At 54.5% G+C, this 16,644-nt stretch carries 18 protein-coding genes and 2 pseudogenes; 15 read left to right on the top strand and 5 right to left on the bottom strand.

Annotated elements, in window-relative coordinates:
- Nucleotides 1-43 precede the first annotated feature (43 nt).
- On the bottom strand, nt 44-382 hold the full coding sequence (locus IPF95_15530) for a hypothetical protein (protein MBK6476096.1): 339 nt from the start codon (nt 380-382) through the stop codon (nt 44-46).
- A 38-nt stretch (nt 383-420) separates the two neighbouring features.
- Here IPF95_15530 and IPF95_15525 point away from each other — a divergent pair, with 38 nt between their 5' ends.
- Both IPF95_15525 and IPF95_15520 read left to right on the top strand, forming a co-directional pair.
- Nucleotides 421-852, top strand: a complete 432-nt coding sequence (locus IPF95_15525; GenBank protein MBK6476095.1) for a hypothetical protein — start codon at nt 421-423, stop codon at nt 850-852.
- 37 nt (nt 853-889) lie between these two features.
- Nucleotides 890-1,315 carry a hypothetical protein gene (locus IPF95_15520; protein ID MBK6476094.1) on the top strand — a complete coding sequence of 142 codons (426 nt, stop codon included), beginning with the start codon at nt 890-892 and terminating at the stop codon, nt 1,313-1,315.
- Between the two features lie 179 nt (nt 1,316-1,494).
- On the opposite strand, the gene IPF95_15515 is transcribed toward IPF95_15520, so the two are convergent.
- A complete protein-coding gene (locus IPF95_15515) occupies nt 1,495-1,968 on the bottom strand; it encodes a heme-binding domain-containing protein (protein ID MBK6476093.1) in 474 nt (157 codons plus the stop codon).
- Between the two features lie 236 nt (nt 1,969-2,204).
- Between IPF95_15515 and IPF95_15510 the strand changes: the two genes are divergently transcribed.
- From IPF95_15510 to IPF95_15455, 12 genes and pseudogenes are all read left to right on the top strand, one after another.
- Complete coding sequence (locus IPF95_15510) at nt 2,205-3,269, top strand: T9SS type A sorting domain-containing protein (protein MBK6476092.1); 1,065 nt, start codon at nt 2,205-2,207, stop codon at nt 3,267-3,269.
- A 246-nt stretch (nt 3,270-3,515) separates the two neighbouring features.
- A complete protein-coding gene (locus IPF95_15505; protein MBK6476091.1) occupies nt 3,516-4,268 on the top strand; it encodes a DUF2249 domain-containing protein in 753 nt (250 codons plus the stop codon).
- 148 nt (nt 4,269-4,416) lie between these two features.
- Nucleotides 4,417-4,647: pseudogene (locus IPF95_15500) on the top strand (DUF2249 domain-containing protein).
- Nucleotides 4,633-4,902, top strand: a pseudogene (locus tag IPF95_15495) (DUF2249 domain-containing protein). Before IPF95_15500 ends, IPF95_15495 begins: the two co-directional pseudogenes overlap by 15 nt.
- Nucleotides 4,894-5,859: an iron-sulfur cluster repair di-iron protein gene (gene ric, locus IPF95_15490; GenBank protein MBK6476090.1), complete on the top strand. Its 966-nt coding sequence runs from the start codon at nt 4,894-4,896 to the stop codon at nt 5,857-5,859. Before IPF95_15495 ends, ric begins: the two are co-directional and overlap by 9 nt.
- A 111-nt stretch (nt 5,860-5,970) precedes the next feature.
- Entirely contained in the window at nt 5,971-6,780 is an 810-nt protein-coding gene (locus tag IPF95_15485; protein MBK6476089.1) for a DUF2249 domain-containing protein, read from the top strand.
- A gap of 3 nt (nt 6,781-6,783) precedes the next feature.
- On the top strand, nt 6,784-8,073 hold the full coding sequence (locus IPF95_15480; protein MBK6476088.1) for a cytochrome C oxidase subunit I: 1,290 nt from the start codon (nt 6,784-6,786) through the stop codon (nt 8,071-8,073).
- Complete coding sequence (locus IPF95_15475) at nt 8,070-8,396, top strand: metal-sulfur cluster assembly factor (protein ID MBK6476087.1); 327 nt, start codon at nt 8,070-8,072, stop codon at nt 8,394-8,396. Before IPF95_15480 ends, IPF95_15475 begins: the two co-directional genes overlap by 4 nt.
- Nucleotides 8,397-8,400: 4 nt before the next feature.
- Entirely contained in the window at nt 8,401-8,832 is a 432-nt protein-coding gene (locus IPF95_15470) for an Rrf2 family transcriptional regulator (protein ID MBK6476086.1), read from the top strand.
- 209 nt (nt 8,833-9,041) lie between these two features.
- On the top strand, nt 9,042-9,662 hold the full coding sequence (locus IPF95_15465) for a hypothetical protein (GenBank protein ID MBK6476085.1): 621 nt from the start codon (nt 9,042-9,044) through the stop codon (nt 9,660-9,662).
- Between the two features lie 434 nt (nt 9,663-10,096).
- Nucleotides 10,097-10,345: a hypothetical protein gene (locus IPF95_15460; GenBank protein MBK6476084.1), complete on the top strand. Its 249-nt coding sequence runs from the start codon at nt 10,097-10,099 to the stop codon at nt 10,343-10,345.
- Between the two features lie 8 nt (nt 10,346-10,353).
- Nucleotides 10,354-10,620 (top strand): hypothetical protein, encoded by a 267-nt coding sequence (locus tag IPF95_15455; protein MBK6476083.1) that lies wholly within the window; start codon nt 10,354-10,356, stop codon nt 10,618-10,620.
- 286 nt (nt 10,621-10,906) lie between these two features.
- Here IPF95_15455 and IPF95_15450 read toward each other — a convergent pair whose 3' ends face one another.
- The 3 genes from IPF95_15450 to IPF95_15440 are packed head-to-tail and all read right to left on the bottom strand — an operon-like array spanning nt 10,907 to nt 13,757.
- Nucleotides 10,907-11,560, bottom strand: coding sequence for a hypothetical protein (locus tag IPF95_15450; protein ID MBK6476082.1), 654 nt, complete (start codon nt 11,558-11,560; stop codon nt 10,907-10,909).
- A 2-nt stretch (nt 11,561-11,562) separates the two neighbouring features.
- On the bottom strand, nt 11,563-12,129 hold the full coding sequence (locus IPF95_15445; GenBank protein ID MBK6476081.1) for a hypothetical protein: 567 nt from the start codon (nt 12,127-12,129) through the stop codon (nt 11,563-11,565).
- Complete coding sequence (locus tag IPF95_15440) at nt 12,129-13,757, bottom strand: acyl-CoA carboxylase subunit beta (GenBank protein ID MBK6476080.1); 1,629 nt, start codon at nt 13,755-13,757, stop codon at nt 12,129-12,131. Before IPF95_15440 ends, IPF95_15445 begins: the two co-directional genes overlap by 1 nt.
- Before the next feature lie 293 nt (nt 13,758-14,050).
- Between IPF95_15440 and IPF95_15435 the strand changes: the two genes are divergently transcribed.
- Complete coding sequence (locus IPF95_15435; GenBank protein ID MBK6476079.1) at nt 14,051-16,597, top strand: hypothetical protein; 2,547 nt, start codon at nt 14,051-14,053, stop codon at nt 16,595-16,597.
- Nucleotides 16,598-16,644 lie beyond the last annotated feature (47 nt).

Genomic DNA, 16,644 nt, shown 5'->3' with positions numbered 1-16,644 from the left:
GTGCTGAAGGTCCGCGAACCGGAGCTTTTGGAGTATGTGCATTTTACAGGATCAGATACTTAACCGGAGCGAAATTGGTGCTGATAGAGCTGCTAGAAGTTGCGCGCGCTACCAACTTACCCCACACACTGCACAACGATCTTACAAAGATGGCGTATGTAGAAGTGGAATTGAATTGGACGTCCATTTTCGATGCACTAGAACGATCTGTTGGTGTAGCATCGGTCTCCGACCCTGTGAAGGCACTAGTGGGTGCTTGCTGAATTGTGGAATGATCGCCACCAGTTGTTCCTTTCATACCCCAACGAACAACGGGCAAGGTCTTCATGGATAGTGTTCCATGCGCAATGATCACGGGGGAACTAGGAAGTTTAAAGGCCATTTGGACCGTGGCGTGAAGATTGCTATGCTAGCAGCATCATGAAACAACTTAGACCACTCGGGTTCCTATGTGGAGCCGCTCTGCTCACCATCTTCGTTACAGGTTGTAAGAAGTACGATGAAGGTCCACTGATCAATCTTACACCACGCAACGAACGTGTCGCCAATACATGGGTCATAGAGGAAGCTACTGCTGATGGTGATGATGTGACAGCGGATTTCGACAATTACGTACTCACCCTTACCACCGGTGGAGATGCTACGCTCTTGGCAACATACACCGTATTCGGTACAGATTTTACGTATGATACCAATGGTACGTGGGCTTTCCAGAACGACGATGAAGAGCTGGTGCTTGACTTCGAGGACAATGCTGCGGATGGTACCTATCAGATCCGTCGACTTACTGAAAGCCAACTTTGGTTGCATAAGGTGGGTGATGACCTTGAACTTCACTTGAAATCACAGTGACCCGATCTATTCAAACTAACAGATAAGAACTTGCATTATGATCAATACACGCACAACACTTCTTCTTGCCTTTACGGTGACCTTGCTCGCCACGAGTTGCAAGAAATACGATGACGGCCCAATGTTCAGCCTGCGATCCAAGACCGAACGCATATCCAATACTTGGCGCGTTGATAAGGCGACCAATGGTGGCAATGATGTTACCTCCTCATTCGATCAATATGAACTTCAGCTCCTGAGTAATGGTGACGCCACCTTGGCGGCACTTTACAGCTTGGGATCGCTAAGTTTCGAATTTGAGACCACCGGAACATGGTCCTTTGAAGATAGCAAGGAAGACCTGCGCTTGGATTTCGAGAACGACGCCGCCGATAGGACGTATGAGATACTACGCTTGAAAGAGGACGAGCTTTGGCTGCAGGACAACGGAGGAGGTCTCGAACTGCACTTGGTATCGCGTTAAAGTTTCCTTTCGATCAACTGGTTCTAGCCGTTGATCAACAACAATTTACGAAGAACGAACCCCGGCGCTGTCCGGGGTTCTTTGCGTTCGGGAAGTAAGGATGGTAAGCGTTTTTTATGCTAGCTGGATGATTGCTATTGCATCCAGAGAAACCCATGACCATTTCTAAATTGACACTATCAGTCCTTCTCTTTCTCCTTGTGTGAACTGGATTTTTTGCCGCCCCGTATGTTGGCATCGAACCAAGCAACGAGTGTCTCCTTCTGCGCAGCCGTCAACTGTGCATGGCCGTGCATGACTTCGTAGTTGTTCGGCGGCATCTCACCTTCTGCGACGGTTTCTCCACTCTCCGCTGCCTCGTGGTTTCCTGCGAATTGGTCCCAGCGCGAGTAGTTCACCTTTTCGCGCCCTTCGTTGATATGGTCCTGTACCCAGAAATTCACGGGTGTGATGTAGGCCCACATCGGATAGTTCACCTTATAGCTATGGCAATCATAGCACGCACCGATCACGAGCTGCTGTATCTCCGCAGGAGCCCCGGTAACCGTCAACATGTCCTGTGCTGGATCGATAGCGGGAACGCTCCGATCCGGTTGGGCCAATTGGGCCACCAAGAAAATACCGAGTGCAATTAAAAGGACGCGCTTGATCATGGTTTCGGGTTGTATTCCACTAAAGTTATGGCGCGTTGTTGCTTCTGATAATGACCAATGTCATGGTCAGTTAATAGTAGATGCACCTTAATGTGATGCCCTCCCAGGATCCGGCTTGAAAATCGATCGGTCAACGATCAAATAGGCTCTTCCGTGTCATCGGAGTACTAAGGAGCGGCCATCAAGGAATCCTCGATTCCTCCGAACCTTCATCTGGCCCTGCCGTAGAAGGCAACGTGAAATTCCGGACCATCCTCTTCAAGTACCTACATGACACCTTCATTGCGTGGCTTTTGCTAGGCTTTGTTATGTTCAGCCATGGAGTTGTATTTGCACAAACCGTTACCAACCCCGGCTTTGAAAGCGGTACTACGGGATGGACCTGCGATATGGAGGTCAACGCAGCCAGTGTTTATGGCGGCACCGGATCGGACAAAGTAGCCGAGGTGGACGGGCATACCAATGCAAGCTCTACAGCAGACGATCGCTTGTTGTGCCAGACCATTACCGGTTTCATAGTGGGTGCCGTCTATGCCCTCGAATTTGACGCAACGCGCCGGGCCAGTCCCAGCACGCCCACTACAGTTTCCGTAACGGTATCTGTTGCAGGTGCGCTCAGTGCTGTCGTTACCCGTACAGGTGGGTGGAACATGCTACGCGAACGGTTGTTCTTCACCGCAACATCCACGAGCCATGCGCTACGCATCAAGCCCGACTTCACCACATCGTATGGCATGTTGTTCGACAACTTCAGTGTCTACGTGTCCAGTCCGCTCCCCATAGAACTGGTGCGTTTTGATGCCAAGCCGGCGACCAACGGGGTTGCTATCGAATGGGCAACAGCAAGTGAGCATAATAATGCCGGTTTCGAAGTGCAGCGAAGTGCTGATCTCGTAGTGTGGGAGTCCGTTTCTGAAGTGGATGGAGTAGGCGATGGCCAACTGATGAATACCTATGGCACACGGGACCCATCACCTTTGGAAGGCGTTTCCTATTACCGCTTGAAGCAGATCGATCATGACGGTACGGAGGCCATTTCCGAGGTGCGTTCCGTAACCTATACACCAGACCGGAACACACTTTTGGTATGGCCTAACCCAGCCTCTGATCAGTTAACGATCCGGCTGGATGAGTCGGACCCTTCTGCCCAGATCTTCAATGCGCTCGGCCAGTCAATGGCCATTGCCCAAGAACGGATCGGTAGCACCGTTGACCTCAACATCGCATCGCTACCCGCAGGATCGTACTGCGCGCGCACCATGGGTCCGCAACCGAAGGCGTGTTGGTTCATCAAGCAGTAGGCTTTCTGAAAGCAGATCTGTTCCGCCTCTGCTCCATCACGCATGCGGACAAAACACAACGCTTTGTTGCCAGCAATTATCACCAGACCGGAATCATTCTGATCCGAAGATCCGAGGCCATACGCCAACTGATGGCGGCGGACCATATGCTCTAGTTCACGCTCCGCCTGCTGATGAACGTCAGCCCATAGATCATCGTCGACTTGTACTTTGCCCGGCGGCAACGAGCTACTGCCGCAAGCGAACATGACCGACTCAGCCCATCTTCCCCAAGAACTCGATGTGCGCGTAATGGTGCCTATGGACCGCCACCGTACCCTGTTGAAATTGTTCAAGGAACTGCCCGTTGGTGAGCGCTTCATCTTCATCAACGACCACGACCCTTTGCCACTGTACTATGAGTTCCGTTCCATCCACGGCGATGTGGTGGGTTGGGAATACCTACAGCGTGGCGGTCGCGATTGGAAGGTGATGGTGACGCGCCAAGAGGACTCCGTGGGACGTGAGTTCACGGACATCTCCACACTGATGGACCTGCGCAAAATGGATCCGTCGGACCTGCGGCACGTGGTCTTCCACCGTTACGGCATGATGGAGGAGGGGCACATCATGGAGCTTATCGCGGCCACCGATCCCACCGAGATCCACAACATTTTCTGCGACAGTTTCGAAGGACAGTTCAGCTGGACCTACCTCAAAAAGGAACCCGGCGAGTACGTGGTGCATATCCGCAAGGAGATAGGGAAGAAGCCCCCGGAGGAGGCAACGAGCATGGTGGTGAACACCTTCGATGTGCGCCCGTTCCACCCGGCGAAGCGCCATGACATGGTCTTCGATTCGTTCGCTGAATTGAAGCCCGGTGAGGCCTTTATCTTCACCAACGACCACGACCCCAAGCCGCTCTATTACCAGATCGAGGCGGAGAACAAGTTGCCCTTCACTTGGGAGTACTTGCAAGCCGGGCCGGAGGTGTGGCAGGTGAAGGTATCGAAGGCCTGACCGAAGCACACTTTTTTTGACTCCTCAATGCGTATTGATCGAAGGTCGTCGATCGGTCCTTCTGCCTCGTGCCGGATAAAAGCATTAAAATACTTTTAATGACTTTTACTTCCTACCTTTGCATCCGCTACCGATCATCAAGCAAACCATGGAAACAACAACCGAAAACATCCTGGACGCTACCCAGCTGGCGCCGCAGGTGAAGCACTCCACCATCTTCGCACGCATTGCCGAACTCAAGGAAGGTGAAAGCCTGATCCTCCACAACGATCACGATCCAGCACCGCTGCGCCACCAGTTGGGTCACACGCACCAAGACACCATCGGCTGGGAGTACTTGGAAAAAGGACCTGTGTCGTGGAGGGTGAAACTCACCAAGCAAGCACCCCGCAACAACGAGGCCGGCCGGAACATCTTGGACGTGACCCAGCTGCCACCGGCGATCAAACACTCCACCATTTTCGGGCGCATTGACCAGTTGCAGGAAGGGGAGAGCCTTACCATTCATAATGACCACGACCCCAAGCCGCTGCGTTACCACTTGGAGGCCGAACACGGCGATGCCATCGGCTGGGAGTATTTGGAGGAAGGACCTGAATGGTGGAAGGTGAAGATCACCAAACGCATCGCTGGTGGGAACACTTCCGAAGGGAACAACTTGGACGTTACGAAGCTGGCGCCACGGGAAAAGCACGCCACCATTTTCGCACGCTACCATGCCCTGAAAGAAGGGGAGAGCCTCACCATCCACAACGACCACGACCCTAAGCCCTTGTACTACCAGATGCAAGGCGAGATGGGCGATGTCTTCACCTGGGAATATCTGGAACAAGGCCCTGCGTGGTGGAGGGTGAAGATCACCAAGCGGCCTACCGGCGTAGGATCTGAAACTCTTGCGGAGATCGTGACCAAGGACATGGGGAAGGCGGAGGTCTTCAAGAAGTACGGCCTTGATTTCTGCTGCAACGGCCACCTCACCGTGCGGGAAGCATGCGCTGCCAAGGGTCTGGATGTCGTCCGGATAGAGCAGGAGCTGCGCGAAGGGAACCACGCGAACACTTCAGCTGCGCTGCCTTACAACGATTGGAACATCGATTTCCTGGCGGACTTCATTGTGAACACGCACCACGCCTACCTGCGCAAGACCATCCCCGACCTGCAGCAGTATGCGGCCAAGGTGGAGCAAGTACACGCGCACAACCATCCTGAACTGCACCAAGTGCGCAAGTTGGTGGACGAGGTGGCTGCGGAATTCAACGCACATCTGCCCGAAGAGGAGCGCAACATGTTCCCCTACATCAAGCAATTGGTGGCTGCCAAGAACAGCGGACAGCCTTTGCCCGCGAGCACCATGGGCCGCTTCAAGGACAACATGGAAACCTTGATGAAAGAGCATGCTTCGGTCGGCGGAAAGCTCGACGAGATCAACGAGGTGACCCAAGGCTACACCTTGCCGAGCGACGCCTGCGCGAGCTACACCTTGCTCTACCGCACGCTGCACGAGTTGGAGGATGATACCCACGTGCACATCCACTTGGAGAACAATATCCTCTTCCCCAAGGCCGCGGAATTGGAACGTTCGATGCACTGAACACATGAAAAGGATCAACACCGATCAGCCTGAAATGGACCAGTTATTGAGCGGACGCTACTGTCCGACATCCATGTGTATCAGCGTTCATCTGCGGTTCGATCTTCTCTTATGATCACGATCAACGCCAATACCAAGATCGCAACGCTGCTGAAGGAGCACCCAGCGGCCTTGGAGGCGATCATCAGCCTTTCGCCCAAGTACACCAAGCTGCGCAATCCGCTGCTGCGCAAACTGATCGCCTCGCGCGCCACCATTCGCATGGCCAGCAAGATCGGCGGCGTAACGCCGGAGGACTTCTTCGCCAAAATGGAACCGCTGGGTTTCGGCATAGACCGATCCGTGAACGGGGAGGAGGTCAAGACACTTGCGCCCATGCCGGATTTCATGAAGCAGGTCACGCCGGAGAACGTGCTGGAACTGGACGTGCGGCCCATCCTCAACGAAGGCAAGGATCCCTTCAATCTGATCCTTGGAAAGGTGAAGGCCTTGGAGCCCCTGCAAACGCTGAAGATCATCAACGACTTTGAACCGATCCCGCTGATCCTGCTGTTGGAAAAACAAGGCTTCAAAACCTACTCGGAAGTGGTGGACGACGGTACGTACCACACGTGGTTTTTCAAGTCGGAAGCCAGCACCATCCCCGACGCCACCGTGAAGGGCAATGACGATGACTTCGAAACTTGGGTGAAGAAATTCGAGGGCCACACCACCACCATCGACGTGCGTCATTTGGAGATGCCTTTGCCCATGCTCACCATCTTGGACGAGTTGGATAAGCTTCCCGAGGGCCAAGCGCTTTTCGTGGACCACAAGCGGATCCCCGTGTTCCTGCTGCCCGAATTGGAAGAACGCAAATTCGAGTACCGCGCCAAGGAGATCAGCGAGGGCAACGTGAAGCTCTTCATCTTCAAGCCCTGAATGATGGGTCCGGCCCTGAGCAGCAATGTGGCCCGCACCACCTCGCACAAGGTGGTGATCCCGTTCTATGTCTACGGGGCGGTCTCGTTCCTTGTGGCCACCTTACTGCTGCTTACTTCCGGCGATGCGTTCACCGGGCATTATTTCCAGCCGCACATCTTGGCCATTACCCATGTGATGGCGCTGGGTTGGGCCACCATGATCATACTGGGCGCCAGCCATCAGCTGGTGCCGGTGCTGATCGAGAACGACCTCTACAGCACCAAGTTGGGGCATGCGTCCTTTGCCTTGGCCGCCGTGGGAATCCCGCTGCTGGTGTATGGTTTCTACACCTTCAACTTGGGCTGGATAGCGCAATTGGGCGGCTCGCTGGTTACGGGTGCCGTGCTTGCTTACAGCATCAATATCGCCTTCAGTATTTCGGAGAGTAAGCGGATGAACGTCCACGCGGTGTTCGTCTTTACGGCCACCATTTGGTTGCTGCTCACGGTGTCGCTCGGGCTCGCGATGCTGTTCAACTTTACGATGTTCGTGCTGCCCCAAAACTCGCTGTACTTCCTCTCCCTGCACGCGCACCTTGGTCTGGTGGGCTGGTTCCTGCTGCTGGTGCTGGGCGTCGGCTCGCGGCTGATCCCCATGTTCCTGATCTCCAAGTACAGCTCTCCGAAACTGCTGTGGGTCGTGTACTTGTTAGTGAACGCGGGACTGGTGCTCTACGGTTTGCTGTTCCTCTTCCGGTGGAGCCCAAGCCTCAGCTTCATCCCCGCAGGCATGGTGCTGCTGGCGTTGCTGCTCTTCGCCTACTACTGCAAGCAGACCTACAACGAACGCATCCGGAAGAAGGTGGACGACCAGATGAAAACATCGCTACTGGCGGTTGCGCTGTTGCTGCTACCAACGCTGGTGTTGCTGGCGTTGATCGGCGTGCTGCTGACCACCTCTGGAGCACAGACCAACGTGGTGCTGCTCTATGGTTTCACCATCTTCTTCGGCTGGCTTACCGCGATCATCTTGGGTATGACCTTCAAGACGCTGCCCTTTATCGTGTGGAACAAGGTGTATCGCCACCGCGCTTCCATGGGCAAGATGCCCAGCCCGAAGGACTTGTTCAGCGAACCCGTATACCAAGCCATGGCGCTGGCCTATCTGTTGGGCTTCGTCCTCTTCGGTTGCGGTATCCTCTTCTCCTCCAAGATCCTGCTCTCTGCTGGCAGTATCGCACTGCTGGCCACCGCCGTACTTTACAACTGGAACGTCATGCAATTGGTGATCCACAAGCCCTTCCGGAAATGAACATCAAGACCAACAACAACGAAAAGTGCGAAACCGGCCTCGAGGCCTTGCGGTTCGTGGACGACCCGGAGATCGGGTTGAACATCGTGGACCTCGGTCTAGTGTACGAACTGGAATTCGGTGAGAACGACGCGCGCAAAGTGACCTGCACCATGACCTTCACCACGGAATTCTGCCCCATGGGCGAATCCATTCAAGCCAACACCATGGAAGCGCTGAAGATGGCGTTCCCGGGCTACGAGGTGACCGTGAACATCACCTTCGATCCACCCTGGACCCAAGAAATGATCTCGGAGCTGGGTCACCTGTTCCTGGGCAACTAGTTCAATGTTGAGCCTCAGCTGCAAAGCCGCCATCAAGGCCGTGGTCTTCCTCGGCTCCAAGCTCTCTTCCGGTGAACGGGTGAGCCTGAAGGATGTGTCCGTCTTCATCGGTGAGAACGAACACACCGTGGGCAAGCTGCTGCAACGGCTGGTGAAGGCGGACCTGATCTGCAGCCTAAAAGGACCGCGTGGCGGATTCTACATCTCACCCGAACAGGCGGACCTGCCAGTGATCCGGATCGTACACACCATGGACGGCGATGACGTTTTCAAGCAATGCGGCCTGGGCCTTAGCAAATGCAGCGACAGCCATCCGTGTCCGTTCCACGATGGCTTCAAGCCCATCCGCGAGCAGTTCCGCAATCTGTGCGAGGAATACCGGGTGCGCGACCTCTACGAAGGCGTGAACGACGGGCTGACGTATTTGGTGGGGTGAGGGGGCGCGATCTTGGTTGTGAATTGTAGGCGTGAGGGTTGATCCCGATATTCGTTCATGTCCAACGAATTGCCGCAACGCCGCACCATCCGCATGCGGGGATACGATTACGCCCAACAAGGCGCGTACCTGCCTGCCGACAGGTAGGTTACCTGACCATCTGTACCGATGACCGACGCCATTTGTTTGGACACATTGCGGATGGTGTAATGCATCGATCGCCCATCGGCGAATTGGCGCAACGGTGTTGGGATGCCATACCGGAACACATGCCGCATATGGACATCGATGCGTTCGTGGTGATGCCCAACCATGTGCACGGGATCGTGGTGATACGGGAACGGTTGCAACAACCGGAACGCGTAGGGCCCGATCATGATCGGGCCGATACCATAACGTCCGACACCATAACGTCCGACGTCGTGACGCACGATACGGCAACGCCCGATGCAACGCCCGATGTACCACCACCCGAAAACGCGGATCACGGTGACCATGGAACATCAACGAATGATGACACCGGGAACGCGCCCTACGCACAAACCCGGACCGATCATGATCGGTCCCTACGCCTGCCCACGGACCCACCGGCACCGACAACGCGTGTCATGCCCATCGTGGCCCACGGTTCGTTGGGACGGATCGTGCGGGCATTCAAATCGTCGGTTACACGCATCGCGTACCGCGATGCATCGTTACCCCGTGGTACACCTGTATGGCAACACAATTATTGGGACCGCATCATCCGCGATCAGGCGGAATGGATGCGCATCGCGAAATACATCCGGGGCAACCCGGCGAATTGGGGGAAGGATCGGTTCCACCGGTAAGGGTCGACCATGGTCGACCCGACATGGCATGCCATGAACGGGATGCCGCAATGCGTACCGTTGTGCGAACACGTTCCGCATGGAACCGGACCATATCGTGCGAACGAATGTTTTGGGATATGCCGGATCATCGGATATCGCCGTATTCCGCGTGAGCGATCGTAGCGGAAAGCCCACAAGCGAGGAGGAACGACGAGTAGTTTATTGTAGTACTTTGCCATGTCAGGGTCCCCTATAAACGGGAGACCCTGCCAAGGTTTAATGTCGATCATCCGAATTGGGAAAGTATGACGGTTGGTACCTTCTGTTGTGATGACCTTACTGGTACGAATGAGGCGAGCAGAATGATGCGGCAAATCGGAAGGTGCAATCGCTTCGTCGCCTCTCCACAGTGGAGGCTACAATCCGATGGTTGGCATATCAAGCGATCACAGATGCGCTTCCGCATTGCAAAGGAACACGGTGTATTCCGTGTCTATGTGCAAGGACACCGGGCGAAATCGCATCAGTCCTTGGAGGATGCTAAGTCGAAGATCTTTAAGATTCTGGATGACGGGACAGCGCACAAAGTGCTACGGGAAAGAGGCATACCGTTGGAGGTGTCTTCAAGGAAGGGTAAGAAGAGATCCATGGTCGTGGAAGAGTCTGCGGCAGTAATAGATCATGTCGCTGTCACCGTTTAACTAGCACTATGTCATCATACAGAGAACGATATGCTAAGGCGTTCGATCGAACCGCTCCTAGCGTCAACAGTTGGTTCAAGAGACTGTACGTCGTTGCGTTCAACGTCTACGCTTGGTTCTGGATTGTCAGAGAGATTTTATGGCACCATGGTACTGACTGGGAGAGCTACGTCCTATGGTTCTTCACAACGGCAGGAATGTACTACTTCGTTTTCGATAGTAAGGACATCTGGTTCAATGGACAAGAACCATACAAGCGCTGGAGGAAGACCTGACCTCCCAAATCAGGACAACCCCGCCAATTGGAAAGGGGACATGTTCAACCGGTGACCGTCAGTATTTTGGACATTTGGCTTTCGTCTTTCGATCGGGAATCTATTCGTTCAGTTCGTCCAAGGTGAAAGCGTAACCGTAGGTCATGTTCTTCGGGTACGACACGATGCCTGATTGCTTTACACAAATCCAGCCTAAAACGGAATTGTCAGTCTTGCTCTTGATTTGATGGTCTTCGAGTTCGCGACCAGCAAGGTAGTTGTTGTATTTGGGCATGACAGGGGCGCGTTACTGTGTGACTAAGGCAAGCATCTTCTGAACCATCGCACTCTCCTTATTGCTGACATCGCGTTCGATGTAACCGTCGTTCGTGTAGATGCGCACCTTTGCGATTGTGTCCTTGGACATCTTCGCGATGTCTTCCTCGCCGATTGGATATCGTGTGTGCGTTCCCATTCCGGTGCTTCCAACGAAGCCTGTGGCTCCGCAACCCGAACACGTCAACGCGAACTCGTTATTGTGCAGGGTGACCACATCGCCATTGGCAAACAAGAACATGAGGTTGGCGCTTTCGTCAATCGAATAGACCGTGTTGCTGCGGATCATCTTGAGTTCAATGACAACGCGTTCGTTGAGCTTTGACAATCGAATGTGCGTTGAAAGCGTAGCCATGCCTCCACCACCAACAAACTTCTCCCAAGTGGTTCGCTTGATGGCGACCTTGGTGAATTCATCCACTTTGTCTTCGTCTAGCTTCTGGGCCGATGTCGTCAGAGTGCAAGTCACGAACAGTAGGAGGAGAACGAGGCTTTGGTACTTCATGATCGCAAAATAGTGACGAATTCCGCGTGAGCGATTGCAGTGGAAAGCCCGGAGCCGGTATTCCGGCGAGGACTTGGAACGAAAAGCGCGACCCGAGGCTTTGCGCGGTAGCACGCCCAAAGTCACTTGGTCTTGAGCATTGAGCGATAACGTTCCTGCTCAGCAGAACTGAGGTTGATGAACATCTTGAGGATATCGACCTCATCGACGGTGGAGAACGAATGCCCAAGGTCTTTGCGCATCTCCATGTAGACCCCGGCAACTTTGAAAAGTGTTTGCTCGGGTGGACTATTCGCGAAGTCCAGATTGCGTAAGGTTCCGTAGCTCTTCACAACACCGTCCGAGGCATAGAGCACCGATTCAAAGGCGGCATGGACACCTTGTTCGATTTCCTTCGGACTGAGTTGATGTTCTTGCTTGTTGGCTTTGTTTGAAATGGATTTGACGAGAACATTCTGCCACATCGCCATGAGGTTCTTGTACACCTCGCGCTTCTTTTCATGCAGCCGTGTTCTGCTTTCTTTCCATGACTCAATCAGTCGGCTCACCATGTACCCAATCCCGCCGGCCAAAAGTGTGAGCAGGGTAGGAGATGCACTTGCCATATAGGATGCTCCCCAGAACCCCAGGGCGATGAGCGCTAGAATTCCAGCAAGAAGAACAATGACTGCAAGAGTTGATTTCTTCATCACGTCTGCAAAACCCCCATATTAAACTCCCTCGTCGCCGGAGATTGCGCCGCAGCCTCAATACCCATCGAAATCCAAGTCCGCGTATCCAGCGGATCAATGATCGCATCCAACCACAACCGTGCTGCGGCGTAGTAGGGTGTAGTGCTGTCCAAGTAATTCTGGCGGATGTTGCCAAGGATCTCTTCTTCGCGTTCCGCGGTAATGACTTCGCCCTTTTTCTTGAGCGATGCGACTTCGATCTGCAACAAGACTTTCGCGGCTTGGTCGCCACCCATAACCGCTACTTGGGCGCTGGGCCAACCTACTATCAAGCGCGGGTCGTAGGCTTTGCCGCACATGGCGTAGTTGCCGGCGCCGTAACTGTTGCCGATGATGATGGTGAATTTTGGTACGACGCTGTTGGCCACGGCATTCACCATTTTCGCACCGTCCTTGATGATGCCGCCATGTTCGCTGCGGCTGCCCACCATAAAGCCGGTGACGTCCTGCAAAAAGACCAGCGGAATGTTCTTCTGGTTGCAGTTGGCAATAAAGCGCGTGGCCTTGTCGGCGCTGTCGCTGTAGATCACGCCACCGAATTGCATCTCGCCCTTCTTGCTCTTCACCACTTTGCGCTGGTTGGCCACGATGCCCACTGCCCAGCCATCGATGCGGGCATAGACGGTGAGGATGCTTTGGCCGTAGCCCTCTTTGTATTCGGTGAATTCGCTATCGTCCACCAAGCGTGCGATCATCTCGCGCATGTCGTAAGGCTTGGTGCGCTCCATGGGGAGTAGGCTGTAGATCTCCTTCGGGTCGGCTTTTGGAGCAACGGCCTTCTCTCTACTGAAACCCGCGTCCTTCGGCTTGCCCAGCTTGTCCATAAGGCTGCGAATGGTCTTCAAACACTCCGCATCGTCCTTGCACTGGTAGTCAGTAACGCCACTGATCTGGCTGTGCGTAGTGGCACCGCCGAGGGTCTCGTTGTCGATGTCCTCACCAATGGCGGCCTTCACCAAGTAGCTGCCCGCAAGGAAAATGCTGCCGGTGCCTTCAACGATCAGGGCCTCGTCGCTCATGATCGGCAAATAGGCGCCACCCGCCACACAGCTGCCCATCACGGCGCTGATCTGCGTAATGCCCATGCTGCTCATCACCGCGTTGTTGCGGAAGATGCGTCCGAAATGCTCCTTGTCCGGGAAGATCTCATCCTGCATCGGCAGGAAAACGCCCGCGCTGTCCACCAAGTAGATGATCGGCAAGCGATTCTCCATCGCGATCTCCTGTGCGCGCAGGTTCTTCTTGCCGGCCATCGGGAACCAGGCCCCGGCCTTCACCGTGGCGTCATTGGCCACCACAATGCATTGGCGTTTGCTAACGTAACCCATCACCACCACCACACCTGCACTGGGTGCGCCGCCGTACTCTTTGTACATGCCATCGGCCGCGAAGGCACCCACTTCAATGCGCGGACTGCCTTTATCCAGCAGGGTATCGATGCGCTCGCGGGCGGTCATTTTGCCTTGCTCATGCTGCTTGGCTATGCGCTTTTCACCACCTCCTTGGTGGATCTTATGCAATCGCTTGTTGAGGTCGCTTACCGCAAGCTTGTTGTGGTCTTCGTTCTTACTCGCTTCGATATCGATCTTCTCTGCCATAGGTGCGAAAGTAGAATGCAGGCCTCAAGCGGAGGCGCTGAGTGTGTTTTATAATGAAACCTTGATCAATTGACACTTGTTCCTTGTGACATGATCCTTCCTCCGGTCTTCGTTCTTTGAGGCTTCGATGTCGATCTTTTGGGCCATGGTAGAGGATCAGATAATTAGATGGTCAGAAAATCAGATGATCACTGAGCGGCTAGGGTGCGAAGATCGGTGGTTGAAGTGACAATGGATAAGGGATCATTCCCTGCGCTATATTCGTTACAAGATCCAACCACATGATGCGCAGCTCCGTCCTTCTTTTCATGCTCTTCGCAGTTCTTGGCCTTCGTGCCCAAACGGTCTTCATCCCTGATGTGGACTTCCGTACAGCACTGAACGATTGGGCGCCGGGGCTGGTGGATATCGATGGCAACATGCCCACCGACAACGCCACGCTGACACCCAACGAGTGGGATCTCGGAGTGGGTTGGTCGCCCTGTGATCTTACCGGATTGGAGTCCTTGGCGGGGTTGGATATACTGCGCATCACTTTCTTCGATCCAAGCATGGAGCTGACATGGACCAGTGTGGGTGCCCCATTGGAGCAACTGGTCTTATATAGCTATCCCTCTGTTGAACTTCCATTGGTATCAAGCAGTACGCTGCAACGGCTTTGGGTCAGTGATGCTCCACAATTGACCACATTGCCTGCGTTGCCTATCGGCCTGCGTAATTTGATGGTGGAATTTGCACCGTCGTTCGCTGCACTGCCTGCCATCCCGAATACAGTGGATTCGCTCGTTATGAACAGCACCGGGCTTGTCTCCTTGGCGATTCCGGAACTGAGCGATGCACAGGTGGTCTCCGACCTGAACGAGCAATTGGAGAGCGTCGACCTGGGCACGGGGGTGAACTCGGTATCCATTTATTACTCACCTCTTCTCAGTGAATTCGTCGTTGGTGCGGATTGTAAGTCTATCGTGATCTCGTATCTCGATGCCTTGAGCGACCTGGGCGCAATACCAACCGGATTGGAGGGGCTCTCGATCCAAGGATGTCCACTCATGCCACCTCCGGTGCTGCCCGCCAGCTTGGAGTTCTTCGAGGTCTCGGACATGTTCTGGCCCGAGCTACCCGCGTTGCCTTCTGGCCTTTTACTATTGCTCATGCAGTCCAGTTCAATGGACATTCCAACCGAATTACCACCGTCGCTATACACACTGAACCTGAACGGATGCGAGCAGATCGACACCCTGCCACCATTCCCTTCCACATTGTATTCGATGTTCCTGTACGACTTGCCGGTGACGGAGCTGCCGGAGCTGCCCGAAACCTTGGAGTGGTTGGAGATCACGAACCTGCCGTTGAGCTGCCTGCCGTCGATACCTCCCAATATCAATGTGTTCTACCTCACCAACGTGCCGGTCAGCTGCCTACCGAACGAGCTGTTCAACGTCCAAATGACCTTGCCGCTTTGTTCGATCACCAATAGCACATGTCCCGACCCGTTGCCCTTGGTAACAGGCACGGTTTTCCGCGATGACAACGGGAATGGTATCCAGGATGGCGGTGAACCACCGATCCCGAACGCGACGGTAGGCGATTTCACCGAACAGCGCTTCACGGGCACCGACAGTCTGGGCCATTACGCGCTTGGTCTTCCCTTCGGGACCTATTCGATCACTGTACAACCGAACGTGCCGGAGGTCCTGAGTATTCAACCCAACTCATATCCGATCACAGTGGATACCTACGAGCAGGTAGTACCGAACACGGATTTCGGCGTTCAGGTGAACATCACGGAACACGACCTCTACGTGCAGAACGATTGGACAGGTGGGGTTTGGCCTGGCATATCCATGGCGCACTTCGTGTACGTCGGCAACCTGGGCGATGTGCAACACAATGTCGAGGTGCTCCTGCAAACACCGGGTTGGTTGAACTTGGTCACCTCCAGCCCAACGGCCACGGTCCAAGGCTCGACCTATGTGTGGAATTTGGATAGCCTCGCTTTCGGCGAAGAGCGTACGTTGCTTGCAGTGTTCAACATTCCCTTCGGCATGGCCAATGGGACTGCGTTGGATCTGGTTGCGACCGTACTTCCTACGGAGGATGATATCGACCTCACCAACAACGTGAACAGCTATTCGACGTTCGTGGGCGCTTCTTTCGATCCGAACGACAAGCATGTGTACCCAACGTCCTTGACACCGCAAGAAGGGGTGGATGGGCGTTCTGCCGAATACCGGATCCGCTTCCAGAATACCGGAACGGCGCCCGCGCTGCGGGTGTTGATCACCGACACGTTGAGCGAAGACCTCGACCCAAGCACTTTCCATTTGCTCGGATCGAGCCATCCCTGCTCATGGTTCTTCCGTGATGGCGCCCTACACTTCCTGTTCGACCCCATCTTCTTGCCTGATAGCACGTTTGACGAAGCGAACAGCCACGGACATGTCCTGTTCAAGATCGACACACGACCCGGTCTCTCCGTAGGTGAAAGCATCCCGAACATAGCCAACATCTACTTCGACCTGAACGAACCGGTGATCACGGAGCCGTGCATCTTAAGTGTTGAGATTCCGGATGCGATCGAGGAGTTGGAGCAGCGCAGTGTACGTGTGTTCCCCATTCCGAGCAATGGCATCGTAAGCGTCCAGCATGATGGGGCATGGACGAACGCGATGACCAGTGTGGTGGATCCCCGTGGTTCGGTGGTCATGGAAGGTCGTATCGAAAGGTCGACCACGGACTTCGATCTGCGTTCTTTGCCGCCCGGCCTCTACGTGCTCCGCTTGCAGAAGGACAGCAGATCCTGGAGCGAGCGGTTCGTGTTGGAGTAGTCTGGCAGGCTTTCCACTTCTATCCCTAACGCGGAATGCAGCATTCA

It is taken from the genome of Flavobacteriales bacterium (assembly GCA_016704485.1).
Classification (GTDB): Bacteria; Bacteroidota; Bacteroidia; order Flavobacteriales_F; family PHOS-HE28; genus PHOS-HE28.
This window is presented reverse-complemented; position numbering and strand designations above follow the sequence as displayed.

What these genes read in the sequence shown, in the direction of transcription:
- IPF95_15530 (MBK6476096.1), bottom strand. Translation starts at nt 382, where the DNA reads ATGGCCTTTAAACTTCCTAGTTCCCCCGTGATCATTGCGCATGGAACA.
- IPF95_15525 (MBK6476095.1), top strand. Translation starts at nt 421, where the DNA reads ATGAAACAACTTAGACCACTCGGGTTCCTATGTGGAGCCGCTCTGCTC.
- IPF95_15520 (MBK6476094.1), top strand. Translation starts at nt 890, where the DNA reads ATGATCAATACACGCACAACACTTCTTCTTGCCTTTACGGTGACCTTG.
- IPF95_15515 (MBK6476093.1), bottom strand. Translation starts at nt 1,968, where the DNA reads ATGATCAAGCGCGTCCTTTTAATTGCACTCGGTATTTTCTTGGTGGCC.
- IPF95_15505 (MBK6476091.1), top strand. Translation starts at nt 3,516, where the DNA reads ATGACCGACTCAGCCCATCTTCCCCAAGAACTCGATGTGCGCGTAATG.
- IPF95_15485 (MBK6476089.1), top strand. Translation starts at nt 5,971, where the DNA reads ATGATCACGATCAACGCCAATACCAAGATCGCAACGCTGCTGAAGGAG.
- IPF95_15480 (MBK6476088.1), top strand. Translation starts at nt 6,784, where the DNA reads ATGGGTCCGGCCCTGAGCAGCAATGTGGCCCGCACCACCTCGCACAAG.
- IPF95_15475 (MBK6476087.1), top strand. Translation starts at nt 8,070, where the DNA reads ATGAACATCAAGACCAACAACAACGAAAAGTGCGAAACCGGCCTCGAG.
- IPF95_15470 (MBK6476086.1), top strand. Translation starts at nt 8,401, where the DNA reads ATGTTGAGCCTCAGCTGCAAAGCCGCCATCAAGGCCGTGGTCTTCCTC.
- IPF95_15465 (MBK6476085.1), top strand. Translation starts at nt 9,042, where the DNA reads ATGCATCGATCGCCCATCGGCGAATTGGCGCAACGGTGTTGGGATGCC.
- IPF95_15460 (MBK6476084.1), top strand. Translation starts at nt 10,097, where the DNA reads ATGCGCTTCCGCATTGCAAAGGAACACGGTGTATTCCGTGTCTATGTG.
- IPF95_15455 (MBK6476083.1), top strand. Translation starts at nt 10,354, where the DNA reads ATGTCATCATACAGAGAACGATATGCTAAGGCGTTCGATCGAACCGCT.
- IPF95_15445 (MBK6476081.1), bottom strand. Translation starts at nt 12,129, where the DNA reads ATGAAGAAATCAACTCTTGCAGTCATTGTTCTTCTTGCTGGAATTCTA.
- IPF95_15435 (MBK6476079.1), top strand. Translation starts at nt 14,051, where the DNA reads ATGATGCGCAGCTCCGTCCTTCTTTTCATGCTCTTCGCAGTTCTTGGC.